The sequence below is a fragment of the Glutamicibacter sp. NPDC087583 genome (genome assembly GCF_044743685.1).
In the GTDB taxonomy this organism is placed as follows: domain Bacteria; phylum Actinomycetota; class Actinomycetes; order Actinomycetales; family Micrococcaceae; genus Glutamicibacter.
This window is the reverse complement of the sequence record NZ_JBIUWY010000001.1, coordinates 992,718-1,014,456: the sequence shown is the minus strand read 5'-3', so window position 1 is coordinate 1,014,456 and position 21,739 is coordinate 992,718. Positions and strand designations below refer to the sequence as shown.

Below are 21,739 nucleotides of genomic sequence, written 5' to 3'. Positions count from 1 at the left end.
CGCCGTGTCCTTTCCTGAGAATCTTGAAATTCGGTAGTGCCGGGCGGTGCCCAGCGAGGCTAGTTAGCCAAAATCTTCGACAGGTACCGTGCCACCGCACGAACCGAGGCCATGGAGGTTGGATAGTTCATCCGGGTGGGGCCCAGGACCCCGAGCTTGTTGCGCACATCGGTGCCGTAGGTGGTGGCGACCACGGCGGCTTCCGACAGCTGCCCGTAGTGGTGCTCGGTGCCGATGGCCACGGCCACGCCGCGCGAATCGGCTTCCAGCTCGGAGAAGAGCTTGAGCAGCACTACCTGCTCCTCGAGCGCCTCGAGCACCGGGGTTATGCTTAGCGGGAAGTCCCCTTCCACGCGGGCGAGGTTCGCGGTGCCTGCCATGATGATGCGTTGCGCGTTGGCCGCCTGGGCCATTTCTTCCAGCGCACCGATCACCTGGTCCACCAGGGGGTCGGCCTGCTGCGTCGAACTGCGCTCGATGCGGGTGAGCCGGCCGGCAAGTTCGGCAAGCTTCACTCCCCCGAAATTGTTGAGCAGCCACAGCTTCAAGTCATCCAGCTCATCATCGCTGTAGGAACGCTGGACCGGCATCATGCGCTGATCCACCGTGCCATTGGAAGCGATCATCACCATCAGCACCTGGGCCGAGCCCAGTCCGACCAGATCGAGGTTCTTCAACGAAGCGGTGTCGTAGTGCGGCACCTGGATCATTGCTACCTGGTTGGTCAACCGCGCCAGGAGGCGAACGGTGCTCTTGAGCATCTCGTCCAGGTCCGTGGAGCTGTCCAGGATCTTGTTGATGGCGTCGCGTTCAGCCCGCGACAGCGGCTTGAGCTCGCCGATCTCATCGACGAAGCGGCGGTATCCCTTTTCGGTGGGGATCCGTCCGGAGGAAGTATGCGGAGCGACTATGAGCCCCTCTTCTTCCAGCATAGCCATGTCATTGCGGATCGTCGCGGCGCTGACACCGAGGTTGTGCCGGTCAAGGAGCGCTTTGGAACCCACTGGCTCACGGGATTGGACGTAGTCCTCCACGATGGCACGCAGAACGTCTAGGCGTCGCGGCTCTGTCACAACAGCACCTCCTTGGATTCCCTGTGCCCGGCTTTGGCACTCTAACCTGTCAAGTGCCAAGTCTAATACGTTCAGCAGTTGCTAGCATTGGATTTCGAGCGTATTCGATCACAGCGAAAGGCAGTACGTGACTAATTACTCCTGGGGACCACGGGATCTGAGTGCACCGGCACCGAAAAAACTCCGCCAGGTCCCTGTTGAACGTGGCATGATTCTGGAAGATGCCACCTCAGGATGGGTAGGAGAAGTCATCCGTACCGAGAAATCCGGTGGCATGCGCGTGATCGTGCTCGAGGACCGACACGGCAAGACCCGCTCCTTCCAGGCGGGCTTCGGGTTCTTCCTCGAAGGCGAAGCGGTGGAGATCATTGATCCCGTTGCCAAGGCCGCACCGCCCCAGAAGCTGGTCTCGGCTTCGGGTTCGCGTGCCGTTGCCGGACTGAAGGCCCGGGAAGCCAGGGCAAGCCGCATCTGGGTAGAAGGCAAGCACGACGCTGAGCTGGTTGAAAAAGTTTGGGGCCACGACCTGCGTGTTGAAGGCATCGTCGTTGAACCGCTGCATGGCGTGGACGATCTTGCCGGGGCTATCCGCGACTTCGCCCCCTCCGCGCAGCGCCGCCTGGGAATCCTGGTTGACCACCTGGTTGCCGGAAGCAAGGAATCGCGCATCGTTGCCGAGGCGATGAAGGTCCCCGGTGCAGCGCAAAACGTGCTGATCCTCGGCCACCCGTACGTGGATGTATGGCAGGCGATCAAGCCTGCGACACTGGGCATCAAGGCTTGGCCGGTGATCCCCAAGGGCACCGATTGGAAAACCGGTGTGCTCCGGGCCTTTGGCTGGCCGCACTCCACCGCGGAAGACATCGGCATCGGATGGCAGCGGCTCTTGTCCACGGTGCAGCATTACGGGCAGCTTGAACCACAGCTCTTGGGCCGGATTGAAGAATTGATCGATTTTCTCACGACCGAAGATTACGGTTTCCTAACGATTGACTAATAGTTGGAGATTAGTCTGCGAATCTCCCCGTGCGCCCAGCCGCGGTCGCTATGATAAGAGGAACCGCACTTAGCAAGACAAGGAAAAATAGTGACATCACGCCAGACGAAGCCATCGGAGAATTCCCGCTTCGAAGGTTCCAGGTCCTCTGCGCTGCCGCTGACTCCTTCAGAAGATCGCCAGTGGGCAATGATGGCCCACTTCGGTGCCATCTTGGGTTGCGTTCCTTCGGCAATCGTCTTTGCCGTATTCCGGGACCGTGGCCCGTTCACTGCACAGGAATCGAAGGAAGCGTTCAATTTCACGTTCCCGCTGACCATTCTCGCCATCGTATTCAATGTGCTCATGGTCTTGCCGGTGATCGGTTGGCTTTTCGCAGTACTCGCCGTGGCCCTCTGGGTCTTCATGACGGTCTCGGGCGCCCTTGCTGCCATCCAGGCCAACAAGGGACGCCCTTACCGCTACCAATTCAATCTGCGGCTGATGAAGTAGCAGCGGTTTCCCAGTCTTAGAAATCGAGCAGTTCACGCACCACGAGGTCGGCCAGGAGCCGGCCTCGCTGCGTTAACACCAATGTGCCGGCGAACGCGGCCTTGGCATCAATCAGCTCGTCGGCGATCAAGCCGGCGACTTTCTTGCGTCCGGTTTCATCGAGCTCGCTAATCTTCATGCCCGAACCCAGCCGGGTCAACAGCATCGTGCGCTCAAGCTGCACGGCCTCGGCATCCGGGTATTCGCGGCCGTGGCCCGGGGAGATTCCAGCATCGATCCGTTGCTGATACGCGGCTGGATGCTTCACATTCCACCAGCGCAGCCCGCCAACATGGGAATGCGCGCCGGGGCCTGCGCCCCACCAGTCGCCGCCCTGCCAGTAAGCGATGTTGTGCTGGCAGGCATTCGCCGGGGTCTTCGCCCAGTTGCTGACCTCGTACCAGGAGAAACCGGCCGCGGCAAACATGTCGTCGGCCAACTGGTACTTTTCGGCATGGTCGTCATCATCGATGTTCGGTACCTCGCCACGGCGAATCTGGGCCGCCAGCTTGGTGCCTTCCTCGATGATCAGCGCATACGCCGAAATGTGATCAGGTTCGTAGCTCAACGCGGCTTCGATGCTGGTGCGCCAGTCTGCCAGGCTCTCCCCCGGAGTGCCATAAATCAGATCGACACTGACATCCAGGCCGGCCTCGCGCGCCCACGCAACGGCTTGCGGAACGCGCTTCGGATCATGGGTGCGCTCAAGCACCTTGAGCACGTGGGGCACCGCGGACTGCATGCCGAAGGACACACGGGTGAACCCGCCGTCGGCCAGCTCCTGCAGGCTTTCGCGGGTCACCGAATCCGGGTTGGCCTCCGTGGTGATTTCCGCGCCCGGCTTCAGGCCGAAGTCGTCGCGGATCCGGCCGAGCACCGAGACCAGGTCTCCGGCGGGCAGCAGCGTGGGAGTTCCGCCGCCGAAGAAGACAGTTTCAATTTCGCGGTGCGGTTGGCCCGAACGGTCCATCACCTCGCGGGCGAAGCTGATTTCCTTGCTGACGGTGGCAGCGTAGGTTGCTTGGCTGGAACCGGAGCCCAGCTCCGTGGCGGTGTACGTGTTGAAATCGCAGTAGCCGCAACGGACGGTGCAGAACGGAATATGCACATAAAAGGACATGGTCCGCCCCTGTGCCTCATGCGCGCATGAGGCAGGGAGCAGACCATCGGCCGGAGCCGGATCGCCGTCAGGCAGTACTGAAGGCATTTACTTCTTTTTCGGCTCGTCGGTGGACAGTGCGGCAATGAAGGCTTCCTGCGGAACCTCCACGCGGCCGACCATCTTCATGCGCTTCTTGCCTTCCTTCTGCTTTTCCAGCAGCTTGCGCTTGCGGCTGATATCGCCGCCGTAGCACTTGGCAAGAACGTCCTTGCGGATTGCGCGGATGTTCTCACGGGCAATGATGCGCGAACCGATCGCGGCCTGGATTGGAACTTCGAACTGCTGGCGAGGAATCAGCTCACGCAGCTTCGAGGTCATCATGGTCCCGTAGTTGTAGGCCTTGTCGCGGTGCGTAATGGCGCTGAAGGCATCCACCTGCTCGCCCTGGAGCAGGATGTCGACCTTGACCAGATCTGCCACCTGCTCGCCGTCGGCCTTCCAGTCCAGCGAAGCATAGCCGCGGGTCTTGGACTTGAGGTGGTCGAAGAAGTCGAACACGATCTCAGCCAGCGGAAGGTGGTAGCGCATTTCGACACGGTCCTCGGAGAGGTAGTCCATGCCGCGCATGGTGCCGCGGCGGGTCTGGCACAGTTCCATGACCGAGCCGATGAATTCGCTGGGCGCCAGGATGGTGGCGGCAACCATTGGCTCGTGGACTTCCAGGATCTTGCCATCCGGGAATTCCGAGGGGTTGGTGACCGTAATCATTTGCTTGTCTTCGCCCATGACCTCGTACACCACGTTCGGCGCCGTGGAAATCAGGTCCAGATTGAATTCGGATTCCAGTCGCTGGCGGGTGATTTCCAGGTGCAGCAGGCCCAGGAAGCCCACGCGGAAGCCGAAGCCCAGGGCCACGGAGGTTTCCGGTTCGTAGGTCAGCGCAGCATCGTTGAGCTGCAGCTTATCCAGCGCATCACGCAGTACCGGGTAGTCGGTGCCGTCCATCGGGTACAGGCCGGAGAAGACCATTGGCTTGGCCTCTTCGTACCCGCCCAGGGACTCGGTGGCCGGCTTGTGGAAGTTGGTGACGGTATCGCCGACCTTGGACTGGCGCACGTCCTTGACACCGGTGATCAGGTAGCCCACTTCGCCAACGCCCAGGCCCTTGGTGGGCTCGGGGTTCGGCGAGGATACGCCGATTTCCAGCAGTTCGTGGGTGGTGCCGGTGGACATCATCTGGATCTTCTCGCGAGGAGACAGATTGCCATCGACAACTCGAACGTAGGTCACCACGCCACGGTAGGTGTCGTATACGGAGTCGAAGATCATTGCGCGAGCCGGAGCCTTGGCATCGCCGACAGGCGGCGGGAGCTGCTTGATGACCTCATCGAGCAGTGCTTCAACACCTTCACCGGTCTTGCCCGAAACCTTCAGCACGTCTTCTGGCTCGCAACCGATCAGGTTGGCCAGCTCGGCAGCGTACTTTTCCGGCTGCGCGTTGGGCAGGTCGATCTTATTGAGCACAGGGATGATCGTCAGATCGCCCTCGATAGCCAAATAGAGGTTGGCCAGGGTCTGCGCCTCGATGCCCTGGGCGGCGTCAACTAGCAGGATCGCGCCTTCGCAGGCGGCCAGCGAACGCGAGACTTCGTAGGTGAAGTCGACGTGCCCGGGGGTATCGATCATGTTCAGTGCATAGGGGGTGCCATCTTCGGCTCCCCACGGCATGCGCACAGCCTGGGACTTGATGGTGATGCCGCGTTCGCGCTCGATGTCCATGCGGTCGAGGTACTGTGCCTTCATGTCGCGGGCAGCGACAACGCCGGTCAGTTGCAACATCCGGTCGGCCAGGGTCGACTTACCGTGGTCGATATGGGCAATGATGCAGAAGTTACGGATGAGCGACGGATCGGTCGCGGCAGGCACCGGAGCGGTGCGGGCCAATGGAGACACCTAAACAGACCTCACTAGCTGACTAAAAGACATAGTTGGATTAGCTTCCATTCTGTCATGATTTCCGCGTCTTCTCATATTTCGACAGCCTGAAACTGATAGTTTGTCGTCCATGGCACTGAATCCAGAGAAGATATTTAGCATCGTCATGCGCGCGCTGAAGGAAATCAGCAAGGTCCGCGCAAATTCGGCAAGCAAGCGCCCGGCCAGCAACCGCGGGGCCAGCGGGTCCCCGAGCACTGCCGGAAGCCGCTCTCGTGTCAACTCCATGCAGGATTCTCCAGCGGGTGCCGGCTACCCGGGTGATTACCGTGGCAAGATTCACTACGAGTACAACCCGGCGAAGGACGGCAACGCCGATCCGGGAGAAATTGTCTGGACTTGGGTTCCCTATGAAGAGGATTATTCGCAGGGCAAGGATCGCCCGGTGCTGATCGTCGGCCGTGATAGTGGCTGGCTGCTGGGGTTGATGCTCACAAGCAAGGACAAGAACAACTCGGATCACCGCGACCGCAACTATATGGACATCGGTACCGGGGACTGGGACCGCGAGCGGCGTCCGAGCGAGGTCAAGCTCGATCGCATTATCCGAGTCGGCGATCAAGCCGTCCGCCGCGAAGGCGCCATCCTGGATCGCGAACGCTTCTCAAATGTGGTGAACGCCCTAAACGAACGCGCATAAGCACTCGTTGTCAGGCTCCCTATCTGATAAAGTTAATCTTTGTGTGTTGCGCAGGTTGGGCAACACGCCCCCTTCGGGTCGCCATAGGTGCCCCACACCGCTCAGTCGATGGCCTGAAGGATGAACCCTCTACCGACCGTATAAAACGATAAACGAGAGAGTTTATTAAAGTGGCTAACATCAAGTCCCAGAAGAAGCGTATCCTGACCAACGAGAAGGCACGTCTGCGTAACGTAGCTGTCCGTTCCGAGGTCAAGACCGTGATCCGTAACGTCAACGAGGCAGTAGTCTCCGGTGACAAGGAAAAGGCAACCGAGGCACTGCGCCTGGCTGGCAAGAAGATCGACAAGGCTGTAAGCAAGGGTGTTCTGCACAAGAACAACGCTGCTAACCGCAAGTCGGCTATCGCCAAGAAGGTTAACGCCCTCTAAGCCGAGCTTAGACTTCATCAACTCCCCCGCACTCATCGAGTGCGGGGGTTTTGTTTTGCCCGGAACTGCTCATCGAAGCTTCCAGGCAGGCACGCGCTGATGGCTAGCCTTAATTAAAGAGCAGTGGGAGCGCGCACGAGTGCATCGTGCCCGCCCCCACCTGGAACCTCAGCGGCTAGCGTCCCGGAGCCTTGCCTGCAATGAACATGATGGCGTGTTCCAGCGCGTAGCCCGGTGAACGGCTGCCGCCCTTGACCATGCGGTCGGTATTCGCTATTTCTTCGACGCACAGGGCAAGATCGCTGCGTTTCCAGCCGCGAGCCTGCTGCTGCGCCTGCTGAACTTGCCACGGCGCCATCCCCAACTCGGATGCCAATGAAGCTGCGGGTTCATTCACGCCGGCGACCTTGGCGATCTGGCGGACTTTCATCGCCAAGGTGGCCACAATGGGAATCGGGTCGGTTCCAGTACCCAGCGCATGGCGCAAAGTGCGAAGCGCCATCTGGGCGTTGCCGGAAATTGCGGCATCGGCCACCTTGAACGCAGTTGCTTCAACCCGGCCGCCGTAGTACCTGTCGACCGTATCCTGGTCAATGGTTCCCGTGGTGTCGGCAATCAGCTGGGAGCAGCTCGATCCAAGCTCTGCCAGCGAGTTGCCTACCGCCGCTACGAGGGCTTTGACCGCGTCATTGGTAATCCGGCGCTTGGCGGCTTTGAATTCGGACTGGACGAAGTCGATCTTCTCGGAGTCCTTTTTCACCGGTTGGCAATTGACGATCAGGGCACCGGCAGCTTTGATTGCGTCAATCAGCTTCTTGCCGCGCGTACCACCCGAGTAATGCATGATGAGCACATTCTCGGGAGCCTGGTCTTTCAGGTAGGCCAGGGCGTCCTTGAGGAAGTACTCGTTCATGTGGGCCAGTTCGTGGACCTCGACCAGATTGGCGCTGGAAAACAGCGAAGAGCTGGTGGCCATGAGCAGCTCTCCTGGCTCGTACTTTGCCGCGTCAAGACGCGTGTGCTGGATATCGTCCCGCTGGGATGCCTGGGAACGCAGCAATTCGAAGGCGCGCGAAGCGAGGTAATCCTCTGAACCGGTCAACAGGATCAGTGGTTGCGGGCGCAGTTCCCGCCATGAGATACCCGGATTTGCTTGGGCGCGTGCCATCGAACTCCTTAGTGCATCGGTCGATATAACGATCCTACCGAACTGGCGTACCCAGGGCGGTACCCAGAACGCCCTGGCTGGTAAATGTGAGCAGTACGGTACCCGATTGGTCGGTGCGAATCACCGTCGCGCCGACCTGCTGCGCCATCTCCAGGGTTTCGGGGTGCGGATGGCCATAGGAATTATCCTTCCCCGCGGAGACCAGCAGGATCTGCGGACGGATCTGCTCGATGATTTCGGTACCGCCGTTGCGTGCCCCATGGTGCGAGGCTTTCAGGATCGCTGCATGCCCTTGCGGATGCAGGCGCAGCAGGCGATCCATGGCTTCGGTTTCCATGTCCCCGGCTGTGAAGAGATCGATGGTTCCGGTCCCGGTGGAAAAGCTGAACCGGATGACCAGCGATGTATCGTTGGGTTCGGCGTATTTCGCGAAGCGCGCCTCGGGGCCCACGACTTCGAAGCCCACCTGCCGTGCAGCCTGCCGCGTACCGGGCTCCAAGGCGCGTGCACCGGGCCATAGTTCAAGGTCGAACCCAGTCGAGACCAGGCGTTCACCAATCTTTACGTGCGAATTCTCCAGCTCGCCCACGGCCCCGAAATGGTCGCTGTGGGTATGCGTGATGAAGACCTTGCTCAAGGTGCTGATGCCCAGCCGCTCCAGGCACAGCAGCAACCCGCTCTCCGGTGGTCCGGTATCGATCAGCCAGCCCTCTGAATCCCCCAGATTGATGACGAAGGCGTCGCCCTGGCCCACATCGCACATGGCAATGCTCCAATGCGGCGCGATATCTTCCCGGTAGAACAGCGTCGCAGGCAGAACGAGCGCTACGGCGAATACCAGGATCGCTCCCAGCACGCTTAGGGACACCTGCCTGACCCGGAGCCTCTCGGTTTCCCGGCCCAGCACCAGCAGGGTGCAAAGCACCAGGGAGAGCATCACTGCCAAGACGATTCCGGGTAGGCCTTCGGGCCACGGCCGGGCGGCACCGGGGAGCCCGGAAACGAAATGGGCCACCTGGCCAATGGCTTCTGCCGGCAGCCCCGGAACCCAGATCAGCACCGATTCCAGCGCTGGCCACGGCGTGCACAGCAGCAGGCAGGCCATGCCGAGCGCAGTAATCAAGGGCAGCAACGGCGCGACCACGAGGTTCGCGGGCAGCGAGTACAGGCTGAAATCCGAATTCAACGCGATGACCACCGGCAGGCAGGTGAACTGCGCCGCGCAGCAAATGGCCGTCAGCTGCGCGAACCAGGCCGGGAATATGTGGAGAAGAATTTCGGTCAGGGCCGGGGCGAGCATGATGATTCCCAGGGTCGCCAGCATCGACAGGGCGAAGGCCGGTTCGGCACCCAGCGAGCGATCGATAGCCAGCAAGGCGGTTCCGCTCAGGCACAGTATTCCCAGAGAGCCTTGGCCACGACCCAGCAGCACCGAGATGACCGCAATGCTGCCCATCAGGCTGGCGCGCAGGACACTGGGATCCGGCCCGGCAAACCAGGCGAAGAGCCCGACCACGCCAATCATCAAGATCGCGCTGGGTGCCCGTGGCACCGAAAACAGCCGGAGCAGCACCAGCACAATGGCCCCGATCAGGGCAATGTTCGATCCGCTCACCGCGGTCAGGTGGCTCAACCCGCTGGATCTCATCGCCTCGCTCAACGCTTCGTCCTGTCCGGAACGATCGCCATAGAGCATGCCAGGCAGCAGCGCCTGGGCATTGTCCGGCAGGCCGCGCAGGCCCTGGGTGAACCGTTCCTTGAGGTAATCCGCGGCGGTAGGCTCAACCCAGGAGCTCACCTGCGGTTCACTGGAGGCATGCGCCCACCAATCGAAGGCGCCGGCAGCTGCTGCTTCCAAGTCGAGGATGGTCTCGAACTCACCCGCAGTGGCCGGCACCCCGAAATCAATGGTGAGGAAGACCGGCACCCGGCATGGCACCCATTGGCCGTTGGCCCAGTACCGCTGGATTTCCGCCCGGCCGGCGGCAGCCCCCTGGCCCTGCGCGGTGGCCGGGTCCTCGAAGCGGACCACGGCACGGCGCTGTTGCTCGCCGGCGCCCGGCAGCTGGCACTGGGGGTCGGTGAAGGCCAGGCTGCTGACGGCCACCACCCCCAGGAGCAGGATAATGGGACCGGTAAACCATGGCGCCGCGTAGGCGCGGTCGTGCCGGGGCCGCAATAGCAGGAACAGCAGGATAGCCATCAGCGCGGAAAGTACCCAGAGCAACCAGACTGGGAGGGTGAAGTAGGCGGCGGTCCACGCGCCGCCCAGCAGCCACAGGCCGCGGAAATCGGTGTTCACGGGATCACCAGTTCGCTCAGCTGGCCCAGCAGCGCCGGACCGATGCCCGGTACCGCATCCAGCTCTTCCACGGAGCTGAACGGGCCGTTCTCGGTGCGGAAGTCGATGATCCGGGCTGCCAATGCCGGACCGATCCCCGGAAGCTCCTGCAGGGTCTGGGAATCGGCACTGTTGAGCGAAATCTTCCCGCCCGCCGTCGCGCTCGGTGCCGCGGCTAGTTCCGTGGCCGTTTCGGCGCCCGGAAGGACCACCTGCTGGCCGTCGACCAGTTTGGCCGCCAGGTTCACCATCTGCGCACGTGCGCCTTTGGCCAGCCCGCCGGCGGCGTCCACCGCGTCGGCAATCCGCGAATCCACGGGCAGCTGGTAGACGCCGGGCTTCTTCACCGCGCCGACCACGTGGACCGTGACCTCGGGTGCGGCCGGGCTCGGGGACTGGTGGTCCGCCGGCGCCGAAGCGGACGGGTCCGATACCAGCGGAACTGTTTCAAGCTCCTGGGCGACCGGCGGTGGCGCGAGCAGGATGGAGATCGCAATCCAGGCGAGCACCACGATGACCAGCACCAGCACGGCCACGCGCGAGATCGCGAATCTCAGGCGACCGGGACGTGGCGCGTATTTGTTGAAAAAGTCGTGGCGGCCCATGGGCCACAGTCTGGGCTATGGCGCCGGCGGCCGATCCAGGATGGACTCCGACTGTGGATAGCTGGGGGCGACGCACACGGCGATCACGCCCAGGCCGGTATGCGCGGCCAGCACCGCCGGAAGGGACTCGACCACGACCGGCATGGCGCTGAACGGTGCCAGTTCGGTGGCGATTTCCTCGGCCAGTTCCTCGGCGCCGAAATGCATCACCCCCAGCCGCACCTCGCCACTGGCGTCGCGGGCGTCGCGCAAGGCCAGGGCGACCAGCCGTGCGGTGGCGCGCGCGAAGGAGCGGGGCTTTTCCAGGGCGACGATCGAGCCCTCGGCAATCCCGAGGATCGGCTTGAAATTCAGCAAGCTGCCGACCACGGAGGACAGCGCGCTGATCCGGCCGCCGCGGCGCAGCTGCTCAAGGCTTGGCACCGCGAAGTACACGGTGTTGGCGGTGGCCGTGCCGGCGATCTGCTCGAGCATTTCCAGCGGGGCGCCGGCGGCGCGGGCAGCCAGCACATCGGCCACGGCAAATCCCTGGGGCAGGCACACGGTGCGCGAATCGACCACGGTGATTGGTGCGTCAAAGCTGCGGGCCGCCAAGCGGGCCGCCTCCACGGTGCCCGACAGCGCCCCGGACATGTGGATCGAGATGATCGACTCGCAGCCGGCGTCGAGCAGCTGCCGGTAGGCGCGTTCGAACTCGCCTGGCGCCGGGCGCGAGGTTTTCACCGCCTTGCCCATGGCCAGGCCCATCATCAGCGCCTGCAGGTCTTCGCCGTGCACATGGTTGTCCACGATGATCGGGATCGGCACTTCGATGAAGTCCGGATGCGGCCCGAAATGCCCGGGCAGGCAGGACGCCGAATCGGAGACGACCCCGATCCGGGTACGCGAAAGCCCGCGCGGGGCCAGCCACTTGGGCAGCCAGCCCGCGCGCGAGCTTTTCTGGCGTTCAGTCATGAGCCGAGCTTACGGGGCGGGAACCACGTTCACGAGCTTCGGCGCACGCACGATGACCTTCAGCGGCTCCTTGCCATCGAGCATCCGGATCACCGACTCGTGGGCCAGGGCCTGGGCGCGCAGCTGCTCCTCGGTGATGTCCACCGGAACCTCCAGGCGGGCACGGACCTTGCCCTTGATCTGCACGACCGCGGTGATGGTGTCATCGACCAGCAGCGACTCGTCCACTTCAGGCCAGGCGCTGGTGACCACGGAGGGCGCATAGCCCAGCGCTTCCCACATGTCCTCTGCGGTGTACGGGGCGAACATGCTCAGCAGCTGGGCGGTCACCGTGGCGGCCTCGCGCACTGCCGGGTCCGCTGCCCCGGCACCGGAGTCGATGGTCTTGCGGGTCGCGTTGACCAGCTCCATGGTCTTGGCGATGACCACGTTGAACTTGCCCGAATCCAGCAGCGCGGCGGATTCATGCACGGTGCGGTGGGTGACCTGGCGCAGCGCCTTGTCCCCTGCCGCGTAGTCCACGCCGGCCTCGCTGGTGGTGTCCTGGGCGATGCGCCAGGCGCGGGCCAGGAACTTCTGCGAACCCGATGGGGAGACATCGGCCCAGTCCACGTCGTCCTCCGGCGGGGAGGCGAAGACCATGGTCAGGCGTACCGCGTCGACGCCGAACTTGTCCAGCTGCTCGCCCAAATCCACGCCGTTGCCCAGCGACTTGCTCATCGCCTTGCCGCCGTTCAGGACCTGGCCCTGGTTCAGCAGCGCGGAGAACGGCTCGGTCGCGTCGATCAGGCCCAGGTCGTGGATGACCTTGGTGAAGAAGCGCGAGTACAGCAGGTGCAGGATCGCGTGCTCGACCCCGCCGACGTACTGGCCTACCGGCATCCAGTCGCGCACGGCCTTCGGGTCGAAAGGGCCCTGCGTGTACTGCGGGGAGACGAAGCGCAGGAAGTACCAGGAGGAATCCACGAAGGTGTCCATGGTGTCGGTGTCGCGCTTGGCGGCGCCGCCGCACTGCGGGCAGGCCACGTTGACCCATTCCTCGGCGGCGGCCAGCGGGGAGGTGCCCTTCGGGGCCAGTTGCTCGCCGCGCAGGTTATCGGGCAGGCGCACCGGCAGCTGGTCGTCGGGAACCGGGACCTCGCCGCAATCGGCGCAGTGGATGATCGGGATCGGGGTGCCCCAGAAGCGCTGGCGGGACAGCAACCAGTCGCGCAGGCGGAAGTTGATGGTGTGCTTGCCGGTGCCGGCAGCTTCCACGATCTCAATGGCCTTGGCGATCGCCTCGGTCTTCTCCAAACCGGACAGCTGCCCCGAATTGACCAGCTGGCCTTCGCCCGCGGTGGCGGTGCCGGTTTCGTTCGGGTCTTCCAGACCGGTTTCGACGACCACGCGTACTGGCAGGTCAAAGGCCTTGGCGAAGTCCAGGTCGCGCTGGTCGTGCGCAGGCACGGCCATGATGGCTCCGGTGCCGTAGTCGGCCAGCACGTAGTCCGCCGCCCAGACCGGCAGCTTCTCCCCGGAGAGCGGGTTGATCGCGTAGCGGCCGGTGAATACGCCGGTCTTCTCGCGTTCGCTGGACTGGCGCTCGATCTCGGACAGGGCCTTGACCTGCTCCTGGTATTCCTCCAAGGCGGCGCGGTGCTCATCGGTGACCAGTTCGCCAGCCAGCTGCGCGTCGGCGGCGACCACCATGAAGGTAGCACCGTACAGGGTGTCCGGGCGGGTGGTGAAGACCGGGATCTGCAGCGCAGGCTTGTCCTCGTGCGCTTCGATCCCGAAGGTGACCTCGGCGCCTTCGGAACGGCCGATCCAGTTCTTCTGCATCAGCAGCACGCGCTCAGGCCAATGGCCCTTGAGCTGCTCCATGTCCTCAAGCAGGCGGTCAGCGTATTCGGTGATCTTGAAGTACCACTGGTTCAGCGACTTCTTGGTCACCGCAGTGCCGCAACGCTCGCAAGCGCCATTGACGACCTGCTCGTTGGCCAGCACGGTCTGGTCCTTCGGGCACCAGTTCACCGGGTGGTCCTTGCGGTAGGCCAGGCCCTTCTCGTAGAACTTGTTGAACAGCCACTGGGTCCAGCGGTAGTACTCCGGATCCGAGGTGTGCAAGCGGCGATCCCAATCGGCGGAGATCGCGTAGCGCTTGAAGCTGGCGGCCTGGGTATCGATGTTCTTGTAGGTCCACTCGGCAGGGTGGGCATTGCGCTTGATCGCGGCATTCTCTGCGGGCAGGCCGAAGGAGTCCCAGCCGATCGGGTGCATCACGTCATAGCCGCGCAAGCGCCAGTAGCGCGCGACCACATCGCCCATGGCGAAGGCCTCGGCGTGGCCCATGTGCAGATCGCCCGATGGGTAGGGGAACATGTCCAGCACATAGCGGCGTTCGCGGCTGCCATCATCGGCGGGCTTGAACACCTGTAGTTCGTCCCACACCGGAAGCCACTTGGACTCGATGTCCTTGAAGTCGTAGGTCCTGGATTCGTTCGTCGATGATGTCACGCTGCTCTTCTCACACGCTTTGCGGAAAATTTCCGATAGGAAAAACTTGTTCTTGGTTCCAGACACAACAAAAGCCCCCAAATTTCCACTCGGGGGTACGGCCAACGGGCCGTGCTCAGGCTAGGTTGCGCTTCGGATTCATATCGCGATTCTATCGCATATCCCCTGCCCACGCGCGCATCGATGAAGCGCAAGATTGCACACAGCGGCAAACGCGGCGCCACCGCAGTTATCCACATCCCGCAGCTGCCCGCAGGGGCAGGAGCTTCCAGCGCCCGATCATGGAGCCATGAACGCGCCAGCCCTGATCGCCGCATTGCGCACCGCATGCCAGGCCCCGATGCACCTCGGACCGGCCTTGTCCGGTGCCATGGTGCTGCGCCTTGGCTACCTGTGCCTGGCCCTGTATGCCGCGCTGGGCAAGCTGGTGCGCGATGCGGGCGACCCGCGCCTGGTCCTGGCGCATCTGCAGCTCACCGAAAGGTTCGCCCAGCAAGTCCATTGCGAGCAACACGCCGGCGCACTGCATGCCGAGGCCACCGGCGCCCGGGCGCTGGCACTGGACAGCTACGCGGCCCTGCGTTTGCCTGCGGATGACCCCGACGCCATCAGCGACGGGCTCTTTGCCGGGGAACCGGACCTTGCCCCGGGGCGCTGCTGCTACAAGGACACCGCCCAGCTGCTGGCCGCATGGCTGGGCATCAGCTACTTCGAAGCCCAACGGCGCATTGCCGACGCGCACCTGCTCATTGGCCGGCGCACCCCCGATGGCGGCATCTGCGCGCCGCGTTTCAAGCATCTGGCCGAACTCTACGGGCAGGGCGCTGCCAACCGCCGGGCCATCGCTTCCGCCGCGCGGCGCCTTGAACGGCTCGAACCGCAGGACACCATCTTTGACGGCGTGCCCGTGCCGCTGCTGGCGCATGGCACCGATGGCCGCAGCCTGGACCAAGCCGCGGCCCACTCCCTGCGGGAGCTGGGCCCCGCCGCCGCGCAGAAGCAGATCAGCACCTCAATCAGGACCTACAAAGAACTGCACGGCAAGCAGCTGCCTCCCAAGCTCGGCATGTTCATCGGCCCGGTGAAAAACGGCGTGCATTTCTTCTCGCTGCGCACCGATGCCACCGATGCGCAGCTGGTTCATTCGGTGCTCACGCAGGCCGGCAACCCACGAACCAAGGCCGGCCGGGCCGATCGCGATCCCCAGCAGCAGCGCCCGGCGGGTTCGGGATCCAGCGCCAGCGGCGGCCCGCGAGAGGGCCAGGACTCCCAAGCGGACCAGGAGTCCACGGCAGGCCAGAACGCTGGCAACGGAAGTGGAGCCGCACCCGAGCCGCCGTCGTGGCTGCGCAGCGATCAGCCCATGCCGCCGTGGGCCGAAGAGGAACCAGAAGCTCACGATGGCCAGAATCCCGATGGCGGACGCACCGCAAAGCAGGCAGAGGCCCCAGACGAGGCTCAAGACGAGGCGCAAGACGAGCCGCACCAGCAGGACTCCCCCGCCGGGCAGCCCGATCTGCATCGTCGCCGGCTCAACGCGTTCATGGCGCTGTTGCGCGCACCATTTGCTGGCGGCGAGCGAAAAGTCGTCATCCCGAAGTTCGTGGTCTACCTGTGGCTCGCGGATCTGCAGAACCTGGCGGACGCGCACGGCATGACCGCAAATGGCATCGACATCCCGCCCGGAGAACTCCGGCAGCTGCTCGCCAGGGCGAACATCATCCCGATGGTCCTCGGCGGCAACAGCCAAGTGCTGGATATGGGGCGCAAGATGCGCTACCACAAAGGCCGGATCCGCGAAGCGATCATGGCCCGGGATCGCGGCTGCATCGTGCCCGACTGCACCGCGCCGCCGGATCATGTCGAAACCGACCACTACCAGAAGCCCTGGTCCGAAGGCGGCGAAACCAGTGTCTGGTCCGGGGCGGGAATGTGCACGTCCGATCACCACAAGCGCCATGCCGGACAGCTCGAGGTCGTCGATGTCGATGGGCTGCCGCACGTGGTCATGCCTGCACATGTCGATCCGGAGCAAAAGCCCCGCCGCAATACCTATTGGGACGCCCGGCAAGCCGGCGAGTCCCCCGCGCGCCGCAGACCCGCCGCGCAGGAAACCGCGCGTCCAGGCCAGGAAGACACCCCTGAGGCCGCATCGGGCGATTGAGGCGATTGAGCTGCCCCGCGGGTTAAACCGGCAACGCCCGAACCACCCATCCGGGTGATTCGGGCGTTGCCGGTTGCGGCCGGCTCGGAACCGGCCAAGCCACGGTTGCGCTTAGGCCTTGGTATCTTCGTCGACCCAGTCGAAGGTGCGGGTGACAGCCTTTTTCCACAGGCGCAAGCTGCGCTCACGCGTAGCCTCATCCATGGTTGGCTCCCAGCGCTTGTCCTCGGCCCAATTGTCTTCCAGTTCGCCCAGGTCCTTCCAGAAGCCAACGGCCAGGCCAGCAGCGTAGGCTGCACCCAGTGCGGTGGTCTCGGTGACCTTCGGGCGAACCACTGGCACGCCGAGGATGTCAGCCTGGAACTGCATCAGGGCTTCGTTGGCCACCATGCCGCCGTCGACCTTCAGTTCGGTGAGCGGAACCTCTGCGTCGGCGTTGACCGCATCCAGGACTTCGCGAGTCTGGAATGCGGTGGACTCCAGGGCCGCACGGGCGATGTGGTTCTTGTTCGCATAGCGGGTCAAGCCCACGATCGCGCCACGGGCATCCGAGCGCCAATATGGTGCGAACAATCCGGAGAAGGCCGGAACGATGTACACGCCGCCGTTGTCCTCCACCTTTGCTGCCAGTTCCTCGATCTCCGGAGCGGTAGCGATCATGCCGATATTGTCGCGCAGCCACTGGATCAGCGACCCGGCCACGGCAATGGAACCTTCCAAGGCGTACACCGGTGCGTTTTCGCCCAGCTTGTAGGCCATGGTGGTCAGCAGGCCGTTGGTCGAATTCACGATCTCTGTGCCGGTGTTGAAGATCAGGAAGCAACCGGTACCGTAGGTGTTCTTCGCGGTACCTGCGGTGAAGGCCGCCTGGCCGAAGGTCGCCGCCTGCTGGTCGCCCAGGATGCCTGCAACGGGCACCTCGCGCAGCAGCTGGTTGGTGTGCACGGAGCCGTAGACCTCCGAAGAAGAGCGGATCTGCGGCATCATCGAGCGCGGCACGCCGAAGTCAGCCAGGATCTTCTCGTCCCAGTCCAGGGTCTTGAGGTCCATGAACAGGGTACGTGATGCGTTGGTCACGTCGGTGACGTGCACGCCGCCGTCCACGCCGCCGGTCAGGTTCCACAGCACCCAGCTGTCGGTGGTGCCGAAGAGCAGGTCGCCTGCTTCGGCACGCTCCCGGGCACCTTCGACATTGTCCAGGATCCACTTGATCTTGGTGCCGGAGAAGTAGGTCGCTAGGGGCAGGCCAACGGTCTGCTTGTAGCGTTCCAGGCCGCCATCGGCTGCCAGTTCGTCGACGATGTCCTGGGTACGGGTGTCCTGCCAGACGATCGCGTTGTAGACGGCTTCGCCGGTGTTCTTATCCCACACCACCGCGGTTTCACGCTGGTTGGTGATGCCGACGACCTCGATGTCGTGGCGGGTCAGGTTGGCCTTGGACAGGGCCTGGCCAATCACTTCGCGCACGTTGCTCCAGATTTCGGCTGGATCGTGCTCGACCCATCCGGCAGCCGGGAAGATCTGCTCGTGTTCCTTCTGGCCTACCGAATGCACCTCACCGGCGTGCGTGAAGACAATTGCGCGGGAGCTGGTCGTGCCTTGGTCAATGGCGATGACGAATTTTTCACTCATGATTCACTGCTCTCTTTCTAGAACATTGGCGCGGCGGCAAGTCCGCCAAGGATACCGCCGATGGCTGGACCAGCCAACGGAACCCACGAGTAGGACCAGTCGGAGGAGCCCTTGCCCTTGATCGGCAGGATGGCGTGGGCAATTCGTGGACCGAGGTCGCGGAACGGGTTGATGGCGTAGCCGGTGGCTCCACCCAGGGACAGGCCGATGGCAACAACCAGCAGGCCGACAGCCAGCGGGCCAAGCTCGTGAGGAGTGTGCCCCAGTCCGGCGATCACGAACACCAGGACGAAGGTGCCGAAGATTTCCGAGACCAGGTTCCAGCCGTAGGAGCGGATGGCCGGTCCGGTGGCGAAGACGCCCAGCTGCGTGCCCGCGTTCTGCGGATCATCCAGGTGCTTCTTGTAGGACAGCCAGGTGCCCACGGCACCCAGGAAGGCGCCAATGAACTGCGCCGCGAAGTAGAGCAGCGTATTGGCCATGGTCTTGGCGACGCCGGGGGCGTACTCGGCAACGTCCGGGTTGACCAGCAGGCCCAGGGTGACTGCCGGGTTCAGGTGGGCTCCGGAGATCCCAGCTATCCAGACGCCGCAATAGACGCCCAGGCCCCAGCCGAAGCTGATGGCTACCCAGCCCGCGGCGCTGCCGAGAGTGCCTTTCAGGGCGACGTTCGCGCAGACGCCGCCGCCCATCAGCAGGAGAATGAAAGTGCCGGCTAATTCGGCGAGAAACACGTGAGTGGACAACGTTGACCTCTTAGTGGTTTCGAGTGCCAGCGGCGCCTTGCCGCCGGCCTGGATGCAGGTTAGACCAGGGTGACTCCGTGGGCTTCTGCGAGTACCGAGAGCGAATGGTCGATCTCGGCTTGGGTCTGGGACTGGTCCCAACCCATCGGCTCTGCAAGGCAATTAGCTGCCTCGATTACCAAATCCTTCGTGACCAGGCCGCGGAAGGCCAGGTTGGTGCGGCGGATGAAGACATCGATCAACCGGCCCACCTGCTCTTGGTTCGCCATGTAGGCCAACTCCTGGCAGGACAGCTCGTTGGTGTGCTCTAGCATGGTTTCGTTGCCGCCGATGATTTCCAGCAGGGCATCGGCTCCGGTGCCGTAGCGTTCGAGCAGCACGCGCAAGCGTTCGCGGCCGGCCTTGGACTCGCGCGCGGCATACCAAGCGGCGAGTTCGCCCTCGTTGGCCGGGAAGTTCTTTCCGCCACCGATGGCTACGCCGGCGGTGGACTTCACTTCACGGGCGCCGAGGAATTCCAGGGCCTTTCCGCCGAGGTTCTCGCTCAGTGCGCGGAAGGTGGTCCACTTGCCGCCGATCAGCGAGAGCATGGTGGTCGCGTCGGTCAGGCGGGTTTCCTTGATCTGGTAATCGCGGGATACGAAGCCTGGCGCGGTGTCGTCATGGCTGGGCAGGGGGCGCACGCCGGAGAACTTGTAGACGATCTGTTCCCTGGTGGCCTTGATGCCCGGGAAGACATGGTGGACCAGCTCGAAGAAGTAGTCGACTTCCTCGTCGGTGCATACCGCTGGCTCGTTCATGTCGTGCTCGAGGTCGGTGGTGCCGACCAGCACGCGGCCGAGCATCGGGTAGATGAGCACGATTCGGCCGTCTTCATGCTCGAAGAAGATTTCGCGGCCTCCGGTAGCGGCGAGCAGTTCCGGGTGATCCAGCACGATGTGCGAACCCTTGGTGCCGCCGGTCCACTTGGTATCGCGGCCCAGGTCCTTGTTGGTCAGATCCACCCACGCGCCGGTGGCGTTGATGATGACATCGGCGTCGAAGTCGAATTCTTCGCCGGAGAGCATATCGCGCAGCTTCGCGGTGCCGCCGTCGACGCCGGCCAGCTCAACGTAGTTGCTGGCGCGGGCCTCGTCGTTGGCGTTCAGGCCTTCACGCAGCACATCCAGGGTCAGCCGCTCGGGGTTGTGCACCGAGGCGTCGAAATAGGTGGCGGTGTACTTGACGTCATCGCGCAGTGCTGGAAGATCCTGGCGGGCAGCCTTGCCGGCCTTGAAGTTATGCCAAGGGGTGTTGCGTCCGCCGATCCCTGCGAACACGTCGTACATGATCAGCCCGGCCTTGATCAACGCCGCCCCGCGTTCGGTTGGCTTGCCCGACTTGTGGGACAGGAAGCGCATCGGTGCGCTGAGGATGCCGGAGAAGGTGGAGAAGATGGGAATGGTGGTCTGCAGCGGCTTCACGTAGTGCGGAGCGATCTCCAGCAGCGAGTTGCGCTCCTGCACCGACTCGTGAACCAGGCGGAACTCGCCGTTCTCCAGATAGCGGATTCCGCCATGGATCATGTGCGAGCTGGCACCCGAAGCGCCCTGGCAGTAATCGCCGCGCTCGATCAGGGCTACATCAATCCCCTGCATGGCCAGGTAGCGGAAGGTCGCTACGCCGTTGATGCCACCGCCAACAACCAGAACCTGCGCCTGCGGACGTTCGCGCAGTTTGGCTAGCTGTTCCCGAATCACGATTTGTGCCCCTTATGTAAATATTGAATGAGTCTGAAGCTAGTCTTGTTACTGAACGGCAAAGCGGTCAAACAAAATGCACAAACGTGCAGAAGTGGTCTGAATCATGATGAAATCCTCGTCCGGGGGCACCTACAAGCGGGCAACGACTGGCACATCTGTGCACAGCACCCCCAAGGCGAAGGATGCGCTGCGCGCCGCCCAGCTGTATTACCTTCAGGATATGAAGATGGAAGTGATCGCCAAGGAGCTGGGCACCTCGCGGTCCACGGTCTCCCGGTTGCTCACCCACGCCAAGCGCACCGGCATGGTTTCGATCAGCATCTCCCCCAGCGCCAACATGTCGGCGCTGCTGGGAAACCAGCTCTCCGAGCACTACGGGATCAGCTTCAACGTCGTACCCACCGACGGCAACATGGATGACTCCGAGCTGCTGGCCCGGGTCTCTGCGCACGCGGCCTACCTGCTCGGCGGCATGGTTTCCTCCTCGATGACGGTGGGTGTTGCCTGGGGATCGACCATGCAGTCGGTGTCCACGGCGCTGGGCTCCCACCCGACCCATGACACGAAGATCGTGCAGCTCAATGGAGCAGCTAATCCGGTGACCAGCGGCGTGCGCTATGCCAGCGACATCCTCACGCGTTTCGGCCAAGCCTTCACCGCCCGCACCGAGCAGTTCCCGGTCCCGGCCTTCTTCGACCGGGCCTCCACCCGCGACGCAATGTGGGAGGAAACATCGATCCGCCGGGTACTGCAGGTGCAGAAGGAGATGAGTCTCGCGGTATTCTCCCTGGGCTCGGCCGGCTCCGCCGTGGCTTCGCAGGTCTACCGCGGCGGCTACCTGACCAAGGCGGAAACCCAAGAGCTCAACGAGATCGGCGTGGTCGGCGACGTGGCCACGGTGTTCTTCGACAAGGACGGGAACAGCTCGAACATTTCGCTTAATGCCCGCTCCACCGGCCCGAACCTCGATGCCCTTCGCAAGGTGCCGACCCGTTTCTGCGTGGTCGCCGGCCGCGGCAAGCTCCAGGCCGTGCGCGGTGCGCTCAAAGGCGGGCTGATCACCGATCTGGTGATCGACGAAGGCACCGCCCTGGCGCTGCTGGACGGGTAGGGTTAAAG

The 21,739-nt window shown here is 63.3% G+C and carries 17 protein-coding genes; 6 read left to right on the top strand and 11 right to left on the bottom strand.

Features of this window, described 5'->3' with window-relative positions; all coding sequences use genetic code 11:
- Positions 1-59: 59 nt before the first annotated feature.
- Complete coding sequence (gene hrcA / locus ACIOU9_RS04810) at positions 60-1,073, bottom strand: heat-inducible transcriptional repressor HrcA (protein ID WP_105658330.1); 1,014 nt, start codon at positions 1,071-1,073, stop codon at positions 60-62.
- Between the two features lie 127 nt (positions 1,074-1,200).
- Here hrcA and ACIOU9_RS04805 point away from each other — a divergent pair, with 127 nt between their 5' ends.
- Complete coding sequence (locus tag ACIOU9_RS04805) at positions 1,201-2,070, top strand: DUF3097 domain-containing protein (RefSeq protein ID WP_105661288.1); 870 nt, start codon at positions 1,201-1,203, stop codon at positions 2,068-2,070.
- Between the two features lie 90 nt (positions 2,071-2,160).
- Positions 2,161-2,562: a DUF4870 domain-containing protein gene (locus ACIOU9_RS04800; protein ID WP_402696167.1), complete on the top strand. Its 402-nt coding sequence runs from the start codon at positions 2,161-2,163 to the stop codon at positions 2,560-2,562.
- Positions 2,563-2,578: 16 nt separating this feature from the next.
- On the opposite strand, the gene hemW is transcribed toward ACIOU9_RS04800, so the two are convergent.
- Entirely contained in the window at positions 2,579-3,808 is a 1,230-nt protein-coding gene (hemW, locus tag ACIOU9_RS04795) for a radical SAM family heme chaperone HemW (protein ID WP_332594743.1), read from the bottom strand.
- Positions 3,809-5,656: a translation elongation factor 4 gene (gene lepA, locus ACIOU9_RS04790; RefSeq protein WP_105658326.1), complete on the bottom strand. Its 1,848-nt coding sequence runs from the start codon at positions 5,654-5,656 to the stop codon at positions 3,809-3,811. It lies immediately after the preceding gene.
- A gap of 112 nt (positions 5,657-5,768) precedes the next feature.
- On the opposite strand from lepA, the gene ACIOU9_RS04785 reads away from it, so the two are divergent.
- Positions 5,769-6,338 carry a type II toxin-antitoxin system PemK/MazF family toxin gene (locus tag ACIOU9_RS04785; protein ID WP_402696165.1) on the top strand — a complete coding sequence of 190 codons (570 nt, stop codon included), beginning with the start codon at positions 5,769-5,771 and terminating at the stop codon, positions 6,336-6,338.
- Between the two features lie 170 nt (positions 6,339-6,508).
- Positions 6,509-6,769, top strand: a complete 261-nt coding sequence (gene rpsT / locus ACIOU9_RS04780; protein WP_105658324.1) for a 30S ribosomal protein S20 — start codon at positions 6,509-6,511, stop codon at positions 6,767-6,769.
- A 175-nt stretch (positions 6,770-6,944) separates the two neighbouring features.
- On the opposite strand, the gene holA is transcribed toward rpsT, so the two are convergent.
- From holA to leuS, 5 genes are read right to left on the bottom strand one after another with little or no spacing between them, the layout of a single operon-like run.
- The gene (holA, locus tag ACIOU9_RS04775; RefSeq protein WP_105658323.1) at positions 6,945-7,937 is read right to left on the bottom strand and encodes a DNA polymerase III subunit delta; all 993 of its coding nucleotides are present in this window, start codon (positions 7,935-7,937) and stop codon (positions 6,945-6,947) included.
- A gap of 34 nt (positions 7,938-7,971) precedes the next feature.
- Positions 7,972-10,239, bottom strand: coding sequence for a ComEC/Rec2 family competence protein (locus ACIOU9_RS04770; RefSeq protein WP_402696164.1), 2,268 nt, complete (start codon positions 10,237-10,239; stop codon positions 7,972-7,974).
- Positions 10,236-10,883, bottom strand: a complete 648-nt coding sequence (locus tag ACIOU9_RS04765; protein WP_402696162.1) for a helix-hairpin-helix domain-containing protein — start codon at positions 10,881-10,883, stop codon at positions 10,236-10,238. Before ACIOU9_RS04765 ends, ACIOU9_RS04770 begins: the two co-directional genes overlap by 4 nt.
- 15 nt (positions 10,884-10,898) lie before the next feature.
- Positions 10,899-11,837, bottom strand: a complete 939-nt coding sequence (locus tag ACIOU9_RS04760) for a DegV family protein (RefSeq protein WP_105658320.1) — start codon at positions 11,835-11,837, stop codon at positions 10,899-10,901.
- A gap of 9 nt (positions 11,838-11,846) precedes the next feature.
- A complete protein-coding gene (gene leuS, locus ACIOU9_RS04755; protein ID WP_402696160.1) occupies positions 11,847-14,336 on the bottom strand; it encodes a leucine--tRNA ligase in 2,490 nt (829 codons plus the stop codon).
- Positions 14,337-14,625: 289 nt separating this feature from the next.
- On the opposite strand from leuS, the gene ACIOU9_RS04750 reads away from it, so the two are divergent.
- On the top strand, positions 14,626-16,500 hold the full coding sequence (locus ACIOU9_RS04750) for a hypothetical protein (protein WP_332486178.1): 1,875 nt from the start codon (positions 14,626-14,628) through the stop codon (positions 16,498-16,500).
- Between the two features lie 111 nt (positions 16,501-16,611).
- Here the strand turns inward: ACIOU9_RS04750 and glpK are convergent, their stop codons facing one another.
- From glpK to ACIOU9_RS04735, 3 genes are read right to left on the bottom strand one after another with little or no spacing between them, the layout of a single operon-like run.
- Positions 16,612-18,132 (bottom strand): glycerol kinase GlpK, encoded by a 1,521-nt coding sequence (gene glpK / locus ACIOU9_RS04745; RefSeq protein ID WP_105658318.1) that lies wholly within the window; start codon positions 18,130-18,132, stop codon positions 16,612-16,614.
- Between the two features lie 17 nt (positions 18,133-18,149).
- Positions 18,150-18,878 carry an MIP/aquaporin family protein gene (locus ACIOU9_RS04740; RefSeq protein WP_105658317.1) on the bottom strand — a complete coding sequence of 243 codons (729 nt, stop codon included), beginning with the start codon at positions 18,876-18,878 and terminating at the stop codon, positions 18,150-18,152.
- A 59-nt stretch (positions 18,879-18,937) separates the two neighbouring features.
- Positions 18,938-20,617 carry a glycerol-3-phosphate dehydrogenase/oxidase gene (locus ACIOU9_RS04735; RefSeq protein WP_105658316.1) on the bottom strand — a complete coding sequence of 560 codons (1,680 nt, stop codon included), beginning with the start codon at positions 20,615-20,617 and terminating at the stop codon, positions 18,938-18,940.
- A gap of 106 nt (positions 20,618-20,723) precedes the next feature.
- On the opposite strand from ACIOU9_RS04735, the gene ACIOU9_RS04730 reads away from it, so the two are divergent.
- Positions 20,724-21,731, top strand: coding sequence for a sugar-binding domain-containing protein (locus ACIOU9_RS04730; RefSeq protein ID WP_332486174.1), 1,008 nt, complete (start codon positions 20,724-20,726; stop codon positions 21,729-21,731).
- Positions 21,732-21,739: the final 8 nt, after the last annotated feature.